Below are 14129 nucleotides of genomic sequence, written 5' to 3'. Positions count from 1 at the left end.
TCCGGACCGGCGAGGGTCCCGTCGTCAGCCCGTCCGCGCCGACCGGGTCAGCCGACTGCCGCCGGCCGCGCCGGGCACGAGTGCGAACGTGCCGCCGCGGCGTTCGGCGCGGCGGCGCAGGTTCGCCGGCCCGCTGCGCCGGCCGCCCCGCCCGGCCCACGACCGTCGTCGGCGACGAGGTCCGGTCGTGACCTCCGGCATCGTCGCAGCGGGCCACGTCCCCGCCGGCCGAGTCCCGCCGGCCGAGTCCCCGCTCGCGGCCACGTTCCCGCTCGCGGCCCGGCCGGGCGAGGGCCCGGTCCGCGGGAGCCCGGTCCGGCAGGGCGGTCGCGTACCGGTCAGGACCGGTTCGCGACGTAACCCGGGACCTGGACACCGTCCGGCTGCTGCGGGCACGGCCGCGGCTCACCCCAGGTCGTCACCACGGGCAGGACGCCTGCCCAGCAGTGTGCGGCGGCGACGTCGTCGGCCTCGTCGCCGGGTGGCCCGGTCCGCACCTTGACGCTGGCCTCCGTCGTGTCGACGGCGAGCAGCAGGGTGGCGGCGAGCTCCTTGCGCGTCGGCGCCCGGGCGTGGTCCCACGACCCGGGAGCCATGTGCTCGGCCAGCGCGCGCAACCCGGCGAGCTTCTCCGCCTCGTCGTCGACGCGGCGGGCGAGGCCGTGCACCACCGCGCACCGGTAGTTGACGGAGTGGCTGAACACCGCACGCGCGTAGACGATCCCGTCGACCAGGGTCACCGTGACGCACACCGGTGTCGCGTCGGCGGCGCGGAGGCTGGTGGCCGCCGACGAGCCGTGCAGGTACATGACGTCGCCGATGCGGCCGTACCCGGTGGGCAGGACGAGGGGCGCCCCGTCGACCGTGACGCCGAGATGGCACACGATCCCCGCGTCGAGCACGGCGTGGAGGTCGCGGCGGTCGGTCCGGGCCCGGTCCGGGTACCGCCCCAGCTGCGTCCGCGGCGTCGACGACAGCGGTGTCGAATCGATTCGCGTCATGACCTCGTAGCGTGCCCGGTCGGCGCCCGGAACGGAAGACCTCGGGGCGGCCAGGTCGGTTGACCTGTCTCCCGCGTGCTCACTAAGGTCGGCCCGAAACGTTTATATCCTGGCGGCCTCCGCCGTCATCCCGTTTCCCGTCCGCGAACCGAGGAGCCACGATGCCGAACGCCGACCGCTTCTACATCGGAGGCGAGTGGGTGGCGCCCACCACGACGGGGACGACGGCCATCGTCGACCCGTCGACCGAGCAGGAGATCGGCCGCGTCGCCCTCGGCGGCACCGCCGACGTCGACCGCGCCGTCGCCGCCGCCCGCACCGCCTTCGAGTCCTTCTCCGAGACGACCGTGGCCGAGCGCGCCACCCTGCTCGAGCGCATCATCGAGGTCTACCAGGCCCGCTCGGGCGACATCGCCGACGCCCTCATGGCCGAGATGGGTGCCCCGGCCGGGCTCGCCCGCACCGCGCAGATCGGAGCCGGGCTGGGCCAGTTCGCCTCCGCCCTCGACACCCTGAAGAACTTCACGTTCGAGGAGACGCGGGGCACCACCCGCATCCGCCACGAACCGATCGGTGTCTGCGGTCTGATCACGCCGTGGAACTGGCCGCCGCTGCTGATCGCCGCCAAGGTCGGACCGGCCCTGGCCGCCGGCTGCACGATGGTGCTCAAACCGTCGGAGCTCGCGCCGCTCAACGCCGCCGTCATCGCCGAGGTCCTGCACGAGGCCGGGGTACCCGCCGGTGTGTTCAACCTCGTCCACGGCGACGGCCCGACCGTCGGCGGCGCCCTCGCGGCGCACCCGGACGTCGACATGATCTCCTTCACCGGGTCCACCCGGGCCGGCGTCGAGGTCGCCCGCAACGCCGCGCCGACGGTCAAGCGCGTCGCGCAGGAGCTGGGCGGCAAGTCCGCCAACATCATCCTCGACGACGCCGACCTCGCGACCGTCGTACCCCGCGACATGGGCGACGTCGTCGCCAACTCCGGGCAGTCGTGCAACGCGGGCAGCAGGTGGCTCGTGCCCGAGTCGAAGCTCTCCGAGGTCGTCGCGCTCGCCAAGGCCGCCGCCGACGCGATCGTCGTCGGTCCGCCCACCCGTGACGGCGTGGCGATCGGCCCGGTCGTCTCGCAGGCCGCGTACGACAAGGTCCAGCGGCTGATCACCGGCGCACTCGAGGAGGGCGCGACCGTCGTCGCCGGCGGCCCCGGCCGTCCCGACGGGCTCGACACCGGGTACTACGTACGGCCGACCGTGCTCGCCGGGGTCACCAACGACATGCAGATCGCCCGCGAGGAGATCTTCGGGCCGGTCATCACGATCCTGACCTACCGCGACGAGGACGAGGCCGTCCGGCTGGCCAACGACACCGTGTACGGGCTCGCCGGTTTCGTGTCCTCCGCCGACCCCGAGCGGGCCCGGGCGGTCGCCCGCCGCATGCGGACCGGGATGGTGCACGTCAACGGGGCCGGTCTCGACTTCGCCGGCGCGTTCGGCGGCTACAAGCAGTCGGGCAACGGCCGCGAGTACGCCGACTTCGGCCTGCGGGAGTTCCTGGAGGTCAAGTCGGTGTTCGGCTACTCGGCCTGACCGGGGGCCGCGACGGCCCGCGGCGCCCCACGGGTGCGACCCCACCGTCGTCCGGAGGTGTCCGGACGACGGTGGGGTTGCGCCCACCCGCGCAGCGGGCTCAGCCGGGCACGTCGGCGACGCGGCCCTGCGCAGCGGCCCGTACCGGCAGGCTGGGCGGGGCGCAGACGTAGCGGGCAGGTGTCGCCGACAGGCCGATCGGGTTGCGCGTCAGCTCGACCGTCGTCCCGTCGGGACGGGGCAGGGCCACGAGCGGTTCGAGGCCCAGCGCCTCGGCGAGCCGGAAGGCGCCCGCGACGTCGTTGACGACTCCGGCGGGGACCCCGGCGCCGCTCAGCCGCTCCGCCCACCGGGCGGCGGGCGCCTGCCGCAGCCGCTCCCCCAGCGCCGAGGCGAGCTCGCCGCGGTGGGCGACCCGGTCCCCGTTGGTGGCGAACCGGGGGTCGTCGGCGAGCCGGTCGAGCTCCAGCACCGCGCAGAGCGACCGGAACTGGCGGTCGTTGCCGACGGCGAGCGCGAGATCGCGGTCGGCGCAGCGCAGGAGCTCGTAGGGCGCGATGCTGGGATGGCGGTTCCCGAGCCGCTCGGGGACCACACCGGCGACCGTGAACGCCGACCCCTGGTTGACCAGCGCGGCGAGCAGGCTCGACAGCAGGTCCACCTCGACCCGCTGTCCCTGGCCGGTGGTGTCGCGGTGGCGTAGCGCAGCCAGGATGCCGACGGTCGCGAAGAGACCGGCGAGGACGTCGACGAGTGCGACACCGGCCTTCTGCGGTTCGCCGCCGGGTTCCCCGGTGATGCTCATGAGCCCACCGACCGCCTGGACGAGCAGGTCGTAGCCGGGCAGCGCAGCACCGGCACCCGCCCCGAACCCGGTGATGGAGCAGTACACCAGCCGGGGGTTGGCTGCGCACAGCTCGTCGGCACCGAGGCCGAGGCGGTCCATGACGCCGGGCCGGAAGTTCTCGACGACCACGTCCGCCTCCCGGGCGGCGGCACGGGCGGTGGCCCGGTCGGTGGGGTCGGCGAGGTCCCAGGCGACGGCGCTCTTGTTGCGGTTGACGGACTGGAAGTAGGTGGCGGTGCCGCGCTCGTCGTGCGGTGGGCCCCAGGCACGGGTGTCGTCGCCGGTGGTGGGGCGCTCGACCTTGACGACGGTGGCACCGAGGTCGGCGAGCATCATGGTGGCGAACGGCCCGGCGAGGACGCGTGAGAAGTCCAGGACGTTCAGCGGGCCCAGCGCGGTGGGCGGGGTCGACATCGCACCTCCGATGGAATGGTTTCCAGACCGTAGGTGCGGCGCGCGAACATCGTCAAGCGCGCAGCCCGTGCGCTCGGCAGTGAGATGCCCTGACCTGCCCCGTGACGACGAACCACCACGACCGTACGGGGATCGGCCGCCGGGGAACGCGGCGAAGTGGGGGCTTGACCACGTCGCAGGTCGGCGGCATTCTAGAAACGAATCAACCGCTTGCCATTCCGCAGCGAGACCTTCGCGGCACGGGCCGGGCACGAACCCTTCCCGGGTACCCGCCGACGAGGTTGCGACCTCAGAGAGGAGACGCGCCGTGACGGACTACGACCCCGCCGCCCCCAACGCGCGTCGGTTCCCGCGGGTGATCGTGCCCGACGAGATCGACAAGATGCCGGTGCTGACGTTCAACACGGGCATCACGACGAACATCTTCCTGTCCCGCGAGCGCGACGACGCCCGCTTCTTCCGGCACGGCTACTGCTACGGCGAGGCCGACCACCTGCCCTACCAGTGGGAGCAGCGCGACTTCGACGAGACGCACTACGTCCTCGAGGGGCACATCCACGTCGTCGTCGAGGACGCCGCGGGCCGCACCATCGTGCTGGAGGCCGGCGTCGGCGAGCACATCTACCTGCCCGCCGGCTACACCTACCGGCTCGAGTGCACCGGGGTGTCCTACAAGTTCTTCTGGACCTCGGGGCCGTCGCCGAAGGTCGGGGTCGCCGACGCACCCGAGTACAGCCGCGAGCTCAAGGCGCTCCGCACCTCCGAGGGGAGCTGATCATGGCCGTGACCGCCAGTACCTGGCAGCCGTTGCGGGGCGACAAGCGTTGGGCCTACCTGGCCCGGGCGAAGTCGATCCGGGTCGCGACGGCGAACGAGGACGGCAGCATCTACCTGTCCCCGCTCTGGCACGTCGTGCACGAGAAGCGGATCTTCATCCCGATCGACGCCGCGTCGCGCCACGGCGTGAACGTCACCGCGGGCCGCCCGCTGTCGGCGCTGGTCGACCAGGGCGAGGAGTACGCGACGGTGAGCGGCGTCCGGATCACCGGGACGATGCACCCGATCGAGGACGACGCCCTCGTCGAGACGCTGGCCCAGCTGGTGTTCGACAAGTACTTCCACGTCGGCCACCCCTACGCGGAGCAGTACCTGGAGTTCGGCGAGGTCGCCGGCCGCACCTACTACGAGCTGGTGCCCGATCGGATGATCGGCTGGGACATGCGGGAGATCAACGTGATCGCGATGCCGGAGGCCAGGGTGCTCCCGGACCACGTCGGGGACCGGCTCCTGTGAGCGGGCCGCTGCGGGTCCTGTTCGCGGGCGAGTCCTGGATCAAGCACACGATCCACATGAAGGGCTTCGACCAGTTCCACAACACCGAGTACGAGGAGGGTGCCGGCGACTTCCTCGCGGCGCTCGACCGTGAGGGCTTCGCGGTCACCTACGTCCGCGGGCACGAGATCTCGGCCAGGTTCCCCCGCTCGGCGGCCGAGCTCGACGCGTTCGACGTCGTGGTCCTCTCCGACATCGGCTCCAACTCCTTCCTGCTGCCCGACGAGACGTTCCTGCGCTCCGAGCGCAGCGCGAACCGCCTCGCGGTGCTGCGCGACTGGACGCGCGCGGGCGGCGGGCTGGTCATGATCGGCGGCTACATGTCGTTCACCGGGATCGAGGGCAAGGCCCGGTTCGGGATGACCCCGCTCGCCGACGTCCTGCCGGTGCGGATGCTCGATCACGACGACCGGATCGAGGAGCCCGCGGGCCTCAAGGCCGACTTCGACGAGCCCGCACACCCGGTCCTGGGTGGGACCCCTGCGGAGTGGCCGCCGCTGCTCGGGTACAACCGTCTGATCGCGAAGCCGGATGCGACGACCGTGGCACGCGCGGGGGATGATCCCCTGCTGGTCGTCGGGCCGGCGGGCGAGGGCCGTTCCGTCGCGTTCGCCTCGGACCTGGCGCCGCACTGGGCGCCACCGGAGTTCGTCGGATGGCCGCACTACCAGAGACTGTGGGCGTCCATCCTCGGCTGGGCGGCCGGCGCCTGAGGAGGTCTGCCGTGGTGTCACGCCGTCGGCCCACGATGAAGGACGTCGCGGAACACGCGAACGTCTCGATCAGCACGGTCAGCTACGTGCTGAACGACAGCGGGCCCGTCGCGGCCGAGCGTCGCAACCGGGTGCTCGACGCGATCCGCCTGCTCGACTACTCCCCCAACGAGTCCGCCCGCAGCCTGAAGCGGCGGTCGGCCTCGACGATCGCGATGGTCGTGCCGGACCTGACCAACCAGTTCTTCGCGATGGTCGCCGAGGGGGTGCACCGGGCGGCGTCCGCGGTCGACGTGCTCGTCGTGCTCGTGCTGCCCGACGCCGCGCAGCTGCCCGAGGAGAGCCAGGCGAAGCTGCTGCGCAGCCAGCGTGTCGACGGCGTGATCTACCTGTCGGGCACCGGGTCGATGCCGGCGGCCATCTACGACCTGGCCCGGTCGGGTCCGGTCGTGCTGGTCGACGAGCAGATCCCGGGCCGCGACCTGCCCGCCGTGGTGTGCGACTCCCGCCGCGGCGGCCGTGAGGTCGCCGCGCACGTGCTCGCCCACGACCACCGCCGGCTCGCCGTCATCGGCGGTCCGCCCGCGCTGTGGACGGCGCAGCAGCGGCTCGCCGGCTACCGCGAGGCGTTCGCGGGTGCGGGGATCGACCCCGACTCCGTACCGGTGTTCGCCGGCGACTACCGCCAGGAGTCCGGGTACGCGGCGGCCGCGGAGATCCTGACGCGGCCGGTGCCCGAACGGCCGACGGCGTTGTTGTGCGCCAATGACCTGATGGCCATCGGCGCGATGCAGTGCCTGCGCGACAACGGGTTGAGCGTTCCCGGCGACATGAGCGTCGTCGGCTTCGACGACCAGCCGATCTCGAGCATGCTCACGCCCGCCCTGACCAGCGTGCGCCAGCCGGCGTACGACATGGGCCACCGGGCCGCCAAGGTCCTGTTCGACCTGCTCGAGGGCAGGGAGGCGGACACGAGCGGTCCGCTGCCGGCCGAGGTCCGCATCCGCGACAGCGTCGGTCCACCCGGGGAGCGGTGATGGCCACCGACGACATCGTGGTCGTCGGCGCGGTCAACGTCGACATGGTGGTGACCGCGCCGCAGCTGCCCGGGCCGGGCGAGACCGTCGTCGGCCCCGGGATGCGCCGTCACGGCGGCGGGAAGGGTGCCAACGCGGCCGTCGCCGCGGCGCGCGCGGGCGCGTCGGTGCACTACGTCGGCGCGGTCGGCGACGACGATCTGGGTGCGACCGCGCTGCGTGAGCTCGCCGCCGACGGCGTCGGCACCGACGACGTCACGGTGGTGGCGGGCGAGAGCACCGGGGTGGCGCTGATCGTCGTCGACGAGGCCGGGGAGAACCAGATCGCGGTCGGTGCGGGCGCCAACGGCCGGCTCGCGGCCGATGCGGTCGCGGACGCGCTGCGGCGACGGCTTCCCGCGGCCGGCTGTGTCCTGGTCAGCACGGAGGTGCCCGGCGCCGCGGTCGAGGCCGCGGTGCGGACGGCCGCGGCGGCGGGGGTGCGCTGCGTGCTCAACCCGGCGCCGGTGATCCCGGCGGTCGTGGCGTTGCTCGACCTGGGCCCGCTGCTGACGCCCAACACCGGGGAGCTGTTCGCGCTCGCCGCGGCTGCGGGTGTCCGCGGCGGCGGTGCGCCGTCGCGGGCGTCCCCGAGCTGCAAGGAGATCCTGGCCTGCGCGCAGGCCCTGGTGGGGCGGACGGGTGCGCCGGTTCTGGTGACCCTGGGCGGCGACGGCGTGCTCGTCGTCGGCAGCGACGGCGCGACGCGCCACATCGAGCCGTTGCGGGTCGAGGTCCGCGACACGACCGGGGCGGGCGACACCTTCAACGGTGTCCTGGCCGCGGGGCTCGCCGCGGGCCGCGATGTCGACGGGGCGGCCCGGGCGGCGACGGTGGCCGCGGGCCTGTCGGTGACGAAGGTCGGCGCCCGTGGCGGGATGCCGACGGCGGCGGCGCTGTCCGTCGCGCTGAGGGACCACTAGACCGGATGCCAGGGCCGGACCGCCGGGAGGAGTGATCGGTTCGTATGGAAACGATTCTGCCCTGGCGACGGGCCGACCCGCCGCGCCATTGCCGCCTGCCCTCCCGGAGGCCGCGGCAATCATCCGAAGCAGCCCGGCTCACCCGTCATGATCTGCGCCTTCACCCGCCTCGGTTCGGTCGGCCCGCCGTTCGCGGACCGACGGTGCGGGACCTACTCCGGAAATAGTCGGATGAGGTGAGTTGACGGTCACAGTAGAAACGTTAACATCGTGTTGCTGCAGTCCCGGAAATCTGGTGGTCCTTCCGGCGGATACGCAAGGCTGTCCGTTCGCGTAGAACCGTGGTTCTTCGCAACCAGGTCCACACCTGCTCCACCCGCACCGCGCCATCGAGAATCGGCACGGTCGGTCGGTAGAAACGACTCTCGCGGAAGGTGAAGTGCCGATGGGCTACCTCGACAACCTGATCATCAACACCGACAACTACAAGCACTGCCACTACCCGCTGTACCCGCCCGGCACCGAGTACGTCTCCAGCTACATCGAGTCCCGCGGCGGCGAATGGCCGGTCACCCAGTTCGTCGGACTGCAGGCCTACCTGCGCGAGTACCTGATGCGGCCCATCACCCTCGAGGACATCGACGAGGCCGAGTTCGTCGTCCGCGAACAGGGCATGCACTTCAACCGCGACAACTGGCTCGGCATCCTCAACGACCACGACGGGTTCCTGCCCGTCGAGATCGAGGCCGTCCCCGAGGGCACCGTGCTCCCGGCACGCAACGTGCTCGTCCAGCTCATCAACACCGACCCGAAGTACTTCTGGGCCACGAGCTTCTTCGAGACGGCCCTGCTGCGCGCGGTCTGGTACCCGACGACCATCGGCACCGTCAGCTGGCTGTCGAAGATGGTCATCAAGGAGGCGCTGGCCCGGACGTCGGACAACCCGCACCTGGTCCGCAACACCTTGCACGACTACGGCGCCCGCGGCGTCAGCTCGCAGCAGTCGGCGGCGCTCGGCGGCCTGGCGCACCTGGTCAACTTCGACCAGTCCGACACCGTCCCCGGCATCCTCGCGGCGAAGCACTTCTACAACGCGGGCAAGGTCTCCAACTCGGGCCCGAACTCCGAGCACGCCGGCTTCTGCGCCTGGGGCCAGGAGAACGAGACCGCCGCCCTGCGCAACATGCTCGACATCTACGCCGCCGAGGGCTGCGCGCTGCTGCTGTCGGACACCTACGACCACGAGAACTGCGTCAAGAAGATCATCGGCGGGGAGCTCAAGGAGCAGATCCGCAACTTCCCCGGCCTGGTCGGCGTGCGGCCCGACTCCGGCGACATCGTGCAGGTCACCGCCGACACCACCGAGTGGCTGATGGACGCCTTCGGCTACGAGGTGAACTCGAAGGGCTTCAAGATCCTGCCGCCGTTCATCCGCGTCGTGCAGGGCGACGGCGTGAACTTCTACAGCCTCCCGCAGGTCTACATGGAGCTGGAGCGTCGCGGCCTCGCCGCCGACAACGCCGTGTTCGGCATGGGCGGCGGCCTGCTGCAGCACTGGAACCGCGACACCATGAACTTCGGCCAGAAGGCCTCGGCGGTCTGCGTCAACGGGGAGTGGCGCGACATCTCCAAGAACCCGACCGGCGCCGCGTTCAAGACCTCGAAGAAGGGCCGGCTCGCGCTGAAGTACGAGAACGGCACCTACACCACGGTGCCGAAGGGCTCGATCCCCGAGTCCGAGAACGTCCTCGTGCCCGTGTTCCGCAACGGCAAGCTGCTCAAGAAGTGGGACTTCACCGAGCTCATCGCCAACGCCGAACGGGAGGTCCCCGAGTCGTACTACATCGACCACGTGGGACAGATGCGGACGGTGCAGGACGAGAGGGCGGTCACCGCACCGGCCTGAGCCGGCGTCCGGCCGAGGACAGTCGGACCGACCCGGGACACCGCCGCGGCACGCTCCCCTCCGTGCCGCGGCGGTGCTCCCACCGACCACCGGGACCCGACCACCGGAGAGACAGCTGCCGATGACCCACCTGCACGTCTTCGACATGGACGGGACCCTCCTGCGCGGCGCCGGGTCCGTGGAGCTCGCCCGGCACCTGGGCACGTTCGAGGCCGCCGACCGGATCGAGCGGGCGTGGGGCCGCGGCGAGATCACCGACGTCCAGTTCTGGGAGCGGATGCTGCCGCTCTGGGCCGACGTCACCGAGGAGGAGATCGACGCGGCGTTCGCGGCGTCGGCCTGGATCGACGGTGTCCGGGAGGTCTTCGCCGACATCACCGAGCGCGGCGAGCACGTCGCGGTGATCTCGCAGTCGCCACACTTCTTCGTCCGCAGGCTGGAGGCGTGGGGTGCGCACCGCACCTTCGGCTCCGACGTCGTACCGCTGCGCGAGGCACGCAAGGAGCACCTGCTCACCCTGCAGCACAAGGTCGACATCACCCTGTCGCTGCTCGACGAGCTCGGCCTCGACGAGACCGACGCCGTCGCCTACGGCGACTCCACCTCCGACACCCTGCTGTTCGCGCGCCTCACCCACACCGTCGGTGTCAACTGCACGGAGGTGCTGCGCCGCCACGCCGCCGTCTGCTTCGAGGGCGACGACATCCGCGGCGCGTACGCGCTGGGCCGACGACTGCTGGAACAGGAGCGGGTGACATGAGCAGCGTCGTCGAGACCCCTGGGGCCACCTGCATGCACCTCGGCTACCGCAAGCGCCTCATGCTGTTCTCCGGGCGCGCCAACCCGCCGCTGGCCGCCGCCATCGGCCACGAGCTCGGCGTCGGGCTGGGCTCGGTCACCCTCAAGACGTTCTCCAACGACGAGGTGTACTGCCGCTTCACCGAGTCGATCCGCGGCGCCGACGTCTTCATCGTGCAGCCCATGTGCGGCAACCCGGAGACGGGCGTCAACACCAACGACGCGCTGCTCGAGCTGCTCGTGATGATCGACGCGGCCGTCGGCGCCAGCGCCCACCGGGTCATCGCCGTCACCCCCTGGTTCGGCTACTCGCGCCAGGACAAGAAGTCCGAGGCGCGTGAGCCGATCTCGGCGCGGCTGGTGGCCCGGATGCTGGAGTCGGCGGGCGTCGACCGGGTCCTCGCCATGGACCTGCACGCCGGCCAGCTGCAGGGGTTCTTCTCCCGCCCGCTCGACCACATGACCGCGTTGATGATGCTGGCCGACCACTTCGCCGGCCTCGACGACGACCTCGTCGTGGTCGCACCCGACGCGGGCCGGGTCAAGCTCAACAAGCAGTTCGCGACGCGCATGGGCGCGGGCCTGGCCATCCTCGACAAGGAGCGCCCCGCCCAGCAGGTCGCGGAGATCGGGCACGTCATCGGCGACGTCCGCGGGAAGACCGCCATCATCGTCGACGACATCATCGACACCGCCGGCACGCTGCGTGCCGCCGGCGAGGCCGTCGAACGTGCCGGTGCCCGCCGGGTGTTCGCCGCGGCCACCCACGCCGTGCTGTCGGGCCGCGCCGCCGAGAACCTGGCCGCGGCCCCGTTCGAGCGGATCGTCGTCACCGACACGATCCCGTTGCGGCCCGGCGTCCCCGACAACGTCCACGTCGTGTCGTGCGCGCCGCTGCTCGCGGCGACGATCCGCCGCATCTTCACCGACGAGTCGGTGAGCGAGGTCTTCGGCGGCAAGAACCACCTCTTCTGACCCGCACCCCCAGGAAGGACCCGCACCATGCCCTCCGGTCCGGTCACCACCGGCGACGTCCGAATCGGCTACAAGGCGTCCGCGGAACAGTTCGGTCCGCGCGAGCTCATCGAGTTCTCGGTCGAGGCCGAGGACCGCGGCCTCGACATCGTCGCGGTGTCAGACCACTTCCAGCCCTGGCGGCACCGTGGCGGGCACGCCCCCAACGCTCTGGCCTGGCTCGGAGCGGTCGGCGCGTCGACGTCGCGCGCGGTGCTGGCCACCAGCGTGCTCACCCCGACGCTGCGCTACCACCCGTCGATCGTCGCGCAGGCCTTCGCCACCCTCGCGGTCCTGAACCCCGGCCGGGTGGTGCTCGGCATCGGGTCGGGTGAGGCGATGAACGAGACGCCCGCGACCGGTGCGGAGTTCCCCGGGCCGAAGGAGCGCCGGATGCGGATGGCCGAGGCGATCACCCTGATGCGGCGGCTGTGGACCGAGGACCGCGTCGACTTCGAAGGCACCTACTACCGCACCGCGAAGGCGACGGTCTACGACCGTCCCGAGCGGCCCGTCCCCATCTACGTGGCGGCGTCGGGGCCGCTCGCGGCGAAGCTGGCGGGCCGCGTCGGCGACGGGTTCATCTGCACGTCGGGCAAGGACCCGCAGCTCTACCGGACGTTGCTCGCCAACGTGGCCGAGGGCGCCGCGCAGGCCGGCCGCTCCCCGGACGACCTGCGCCGGATGATCGAGATCAAGGTGTCCTACGACCGCGACCTCGACACCGCGTACGACAACTGCCACTGGTGGGCGGCGCTCGCACTGAGCTCGGAGCAGAAGACCGGGGTCGAGGACGCCGTCGAGATGGAACGCCTCGCCGACGCCAACACCGACCAGGCCCACACCCGGTTCATCGTGTCCGACGACCCGGAGGACGTCGTGGAGCGCATCGGCGCATATCTCGACCTCGGCTTCACCGACCTGGTGCTGCACGGTCCGGGTGGGGACCAGCACCGGTTCCTCGAACAGTTCGCCGTCGACGTGCTCCCCGGGCTGCGTGAGCGGGCGAAGACGGGGGCGACGTCGTGACCGGCCCCGTCGCCCTGCGCAGCCTCGTCGGCGGGAAGTGGGTCGACCCGGACGGCACCGACCTCGTCGACCTCGACCCCGCGCGTCCCGGCACGGTCGTCGCGCGGGGCCGCCTCGCCGGGACCGCCGAGATCGACGAGGCGGTCCGGGCCGCGTGCGACGCCGCCGCGTCCTGGGCGGCGACGCCCTTCCCCGTCCGCGGGGAGATCCTCGCCCGCGCCGCGACCGTCCTCGACACCCACGCCGACGAGTGGGGCACCGAGCTGTGCCGCGAGGAGGGCAAGACCCGCGCCGAGGGCGTCGGCGAGGTCCGCCGCGCCGCGGAGATCCTCCGGTTCCACGGGTCGGCGGGCCTGCGCCCGGTCGGCGACGTCTACGCCTCCCCACGACCCGACGAGCAGATCCAGGTCGTACGCCGCCCGGTCGGTCCGGTCGCCGTCGTGACACCGTTCAACTTCCCCATCGCCATCCCCGCCTGGAAGATCGCGCCCGCCCTGGCCTACGGCAACCCCGTCGTCTGGAAGCCGGCGAGCGCCGTGCCGCTGCTCGCGATGCGGCTCGCGCAGGCCCTCGTCGAGGGCGGGCTGCCGCCCGGCGTGCTGTCGATGTTGCTCATCGGCAACACCGACGCGCCGGCGCTGCTGGAGCACCCGGGGATTCGCCGGGTCACGTTCACCGGTTCGACCTCGGTCGGGCGGCGGATCATCGCCCGCTGCGGTGAGCTGGCCCGTCCGGTGCAGACCGAGATGGGTGGCAAGAACGCCGCTGCCGTCCTCACCGACGCCGACCTCGACCTGGCCGTCGACCAGATCGTCGCCGGCGCGTTCCGGTCGACCGGGCAGAAGTGCACGGCGACCTCGCGCGTCATCGTCACCGAGCCGGTCGCCGAGGAGTTCCTGGACCGGCTCGTCCGGCAGGTCTCGACGATCCGGGTCGGCGACCCGGGTGACGACGGGACCGACATGGGACCGCTCGTCTCCGCCGCCGCCCGCGACGACGTCCAGGCCGCCGTCGACGCCGCGGGCGGGCGCGAGGGCGTCCGCCTCCTGTGCGGCGGCACCCCCTACACCGACGAGCGCGCCGACGGGGCCTTCCTGCCCCCGACCGTCGTGGAGCTCGACGGCGACGACGCCCTCTGGCGTGACGAGCTGTTCGGTCCGGTCCTCACCGTCCGGCGGGCCGCCACGGACCGGGAGGCCCTGCAGCTCGTGAACGACAGCGTGTTCGGCCTGTCCGCGGCGGTGTTCACCAACGGTCTCGACGCCGTCACCGCGGCGATCGCGACGCTCGACGTCGGGGTGCTCCACATCAACTCCGAGACCGCCGGTGCCGACCCGCACGTCCCCTTCGGCGGGGCCCGGGACAGCGGCTTCGGACCGAAGGAGCAGGGCGTCGCCGCCCGCGAGTTCTTCACGACGACGACCACCGTCTACCTCCGGCCGGCCCGCCCGCTCGCCCCCTGACCGCACCCGCACTGGAGATCCGCC

Annotated in this window: 13 protein-coding genes; 11 read left to right on the top strand and 2 right to left on the bottom strand. The window is 72.1% G+C overall.

Annotated elements, in window-relative coordinates; genetic code table 11:
- Nucleotides 1–338 precede the first annotated feature (338 nt).
- Nucleotides 339–1001: a pyridoxamine 5'-phosphate oxidase family protein gene (locus AB7F12_RS17385; RefSeq protein WP_428499496.1), complete on the bottom strand. Its 663-nt coding sequence runs from the start codon at nt 999–1001 to the stop codon at nt 339–341.
- 161 nt (nt 1002–1162) lie between these two features.
- Between AB7F12_RS17385 and AB7F12_RS17380 the strand changes: the two genes are divergently transcribed.
- The gene (locus tag AB7F12_RS17380) at nt 1163–2590 is read left to right on the top strand and encodes an aldehyde dehydrogenase family protein (RefSeq protein WP_428499495.1); all 1428 of its coding nucleotides are present in this window, start codon (nt 1163–1165) and stop codon (nt 2588–2590) included.
- A gap of 100 nt (nt 2591–2690) precedes the next feature.
- Here the strand turns inward: AB7F12_RS17380 and AB7F12_RS17375 are convergent, their stop codons facing one another.
- A complete protein-coding gene (locus AB7F12_RS17375) occupies nt 2691–3851 on the bottom strand; it encodes a CaiB/BaiF CoA transferase family protein (protein ID WP_428499494.1) in 1161 nt (386 codons plus the stop codon).
- Between the two features lie 307 nt (nt 3852–4158).
- Between AB7F12_RS17375 and AB7F12_RS17370 the strand changes: the two genes are divergently transcribed.
- From AB7F12_RS17370 to AB7F12_RS17325, 10 genes are all read left to right on the top strand, one after another.
- A complete protein-coding gene (locus AB7F12_RS17370) occupies nt 4159–4626 on the top strand; it encodes a hypothetical protein (RefSeq protein WP_428499493.1) in 468 nt (155 codons plus the stop codon).
- A 2-nt stretch (nt 4627–4628) separates the two neighbouring features.
- On the top strand, nt 4629–5144 hold the full coding sequence (locus AB7F12_RS17365; RefSeq protein ID WP_428499492.1) for a pyridoxamine 5'-phosphate oxidase family protein: 516 nt from the start codon (nt 4629–4631) through the stop codon (nt 5142–5144).
- On the top strand, nt 5141–5896 hold the full coding sequence (locus tag AB7F12_RS17360) for a glutamine amidotransferase (RefSeq protein WP_428499491.1): 756 nt from the start codon (nt 5141–5143) through the stop codon (nt 5894–5896). Before AB7F12_RS17365 ends, AB7F12_RS17360 begins: the two co-directional genes overlap by 4 nt.
- Before the next feature lie 11 nt (nt 5897–5907).
- Entirely contained in the window at nt 5908–6933 is a 1026-nt protein-coding gene (locus AB7F12_RS17355; RefSeq protein WP_428499490.1) for a LacI family DNA-binding transcriptional regulator, read from the top strand.
- Nucleotides 6933–7895, top strand: coding sequence for a PfkB family carbohydrate kinase (locus tag AB7F12_RS17350; protein WP_428499489.1), 963 nt, complete (start codon nt 6933–6935; stop codon nt 7893–7895). Before AB7F12_RS17355 ends, AB7F12_RS17350 begins: the two co-directional genes overlap by 1 nt.
- 445 nt (nt 7896–8340) lie before the next feature.
- Nucleotides 8341–9801, top strand: coding sequence for a nicotinate phosphoribosyltransferase (locus AB7F12_RS17345; RefSeq protein WP_428499488.1), 1461 nt, complete (start codon nt 8341–8343; stop codon nt 9799–9801).
- A 121-nt stretch (nt 9802–9922) separates the two neighbouring features.
- Nucleotides 9923–10561: an HAD family hydrolase gene (locus tag AB7F12_RS17340; RefSeq protein ID WP_428499487.1), complete on the top strand. Its 639-nt coding sequence runs from the start codon at nt 9923–9925 to the stop codon at nt 10559–10561.
- Entirely contained in the window at nt 10558–11574 is a 1017-nt protein-coding gene (locus tag AB7F12_RS17335) for a ribose-phosphate diphosphokinase (protein WP_428499486.1), read from the top strand. Before AB7F12_RS17340 ends, AB7F12_RS17335 begins: the two co-directional genes overlap by 4 nt.
- 27 nt (nt 11575–11601) lie before the next feature.
- Nucleotides 11602–12642, top strand: coding sequence for a glucose-6-phosphate dehydrogenase (coenzyme-F420) (gene fgd, locus AB7F12_RS17330; protein ID WP_428499485.1), 1041 nt, complete (start codon nt 11602–11604; stop codon nt 12640–12642).
- Nucleotides 12639–14105, top strand: coding sequence for an aldehyde dehydrogenase family protein (locus tag AB7F12_RS17325; RefSeq protein WP_428516652.1), 1467 nt, complete (start codon nt 12639–12641; stop codon nt 14103–14105). Before fgd ends, AB7F12_RS17325 begins: the two co-directional genes overlap by 4 nt.
- The last annotated feature ends 24 nt before the right edge of the window (nt 14106–14129 follow it).

Origin of the sequence: Pseudonocardia sp., assembly GCF_050250275.1 — a bacterium.
Classification (GTDB): Bacteria; Actinomycetota; Actinomycetes; order Mycobacteriales; family Pseudonocardiaceae; genus Pseudonocardia.
The sequence above is the reverse complement of the archived record's forward strand: the minus strand, read 5'-3'. Positions and strand labels throughout refer to the sequence as shown.